Here is a 1395-nt window from a genome sequence, read left to right on the forward strand (position 1 = left end):
ACAGAGAAGCGCTTCGAGTTCAAAAAAGAGGAGAAGTCGGCCTTCGAGGCCGAGAAGGGGCTGACCGAGGAGACGATTCGCCTCATCTCCGAGGACAAAGACGAACCCGAGTGGATGCTCGAGCGACGCCTCCGCGCGCTGGAGCAGTTCCAGCAGATGCCGATGCCAGACGACTGGCCAGCCGCACCGGATCTCTCTGAAGTGGACGTCGACGAAATCGTCCCCTATATCCGCCCGGACATCGAGACCCGCGGCGGGGTCGACGACTGGAACGATCTGCCAGAGGAGATCCAGGACACCTTCGACAAACTGGGTATCCCGGAAGCCGAGAAGAACGCCCTCTCCGGTGTGGGCGCGCAGTACGAGTCCGAGATCGTCTATCAGAACATGCAGGAGCGGTGGGAAGAGAAAGGTGTCATCTTCTGTGACATGGACAAAGCAGTCCAGGAACACCCGGAAATCGTGCGCGAGCACTTCATGACGAAAGCCGTGCCGCCGAGCGACAACAAGTTCGCTGCGCTGCACGGCGCGATCTGGTCCGGCGGCTCGTTCGTCTACGTCCCCGAAGATACTACCGTGGAGATGCCCGTGCAGGCGTACTTCCGGATGAACACCGACGGGATGGGCCAGTTCGAGCACACGCTGATCATCGCCGAAGAGAACTCGGAAGTCCACTACATCGAGGGCTGCTCGGCACCCAAATACTCCGAGTTCAATTTGCACTCCGGTGGTGTCGAAGTCTTCGTGCGCGAAAACGCCCACGTCCAGTACTCGACGGTGCAGAACTGGTCGAAGAATACGTACAACCTCAACACGAAACGCGCCATCGCCGAGGCTGACGCCACGATGGAGTGGGTCTCCGGGTCGATGGGGTCGAAAGCCACGATGCTGTACCCATCGACGGTCCTCAAGGGACCGGGCGCGACGGACAACCACATCACGATCGCCTTCGCCGGCGAGGGGCAGAACATCGATACGGGTGCGAAAGTCTACCACAACGCGCCAGACACCAAATCCACGATCGAATCCAAGTCCATTTCGAAAGACGGCGGACGGACGAACTACCGTGGGCTGGTGCACATCGCCGACGGCGCGAAAGGCTCCTCGACCGCAGTCGAATGTGACGCCCTGATGTTCGACAACACGTCGACGTCGGACACGATGCCGTACATGGAGATCCAGGAATCGAACGTCGACGTCGCGCACGAGGCGACCGTCGGAAAGATCGGCGACGAAGACGTCTTCTACCTCCAGTCGCGGGGACTGGACGACGACGACGCCAAACAGATGATCGTCGCGGGCTTCATCGAACCGATCACGGAAGAGCTTCCGATCGAGTACGCTGTCGAACTCAACCGGCTGATCGAACTCGAAATGGAGGGTAGTCTCGGATAA

The 1395-nt window shown here is 59.8% G+C and carries 1 protein-coding gene; it reads left to right on the forward strand.

All coding sequences use genetic code 11. The annotated features are described in order from the left end of the window. A partial coding sequence (gene sufB / locus EOW68_RS18265; protein WP_128226580.1) for a Fe-S cluster assembly protein SufB occupies positions 1–1395 on the forward strand: 1395 nt, incomplete at its 5' end.

This window comes from Halovenus amylolytica, assembly GCA_004015825.1.
GTDB classification, from domain to species: Archaea; Halobacteriota; Halobacteria; order Halobacteriales; family Haloarculaceae; genus Halovenus; species Halovenus amylolytica.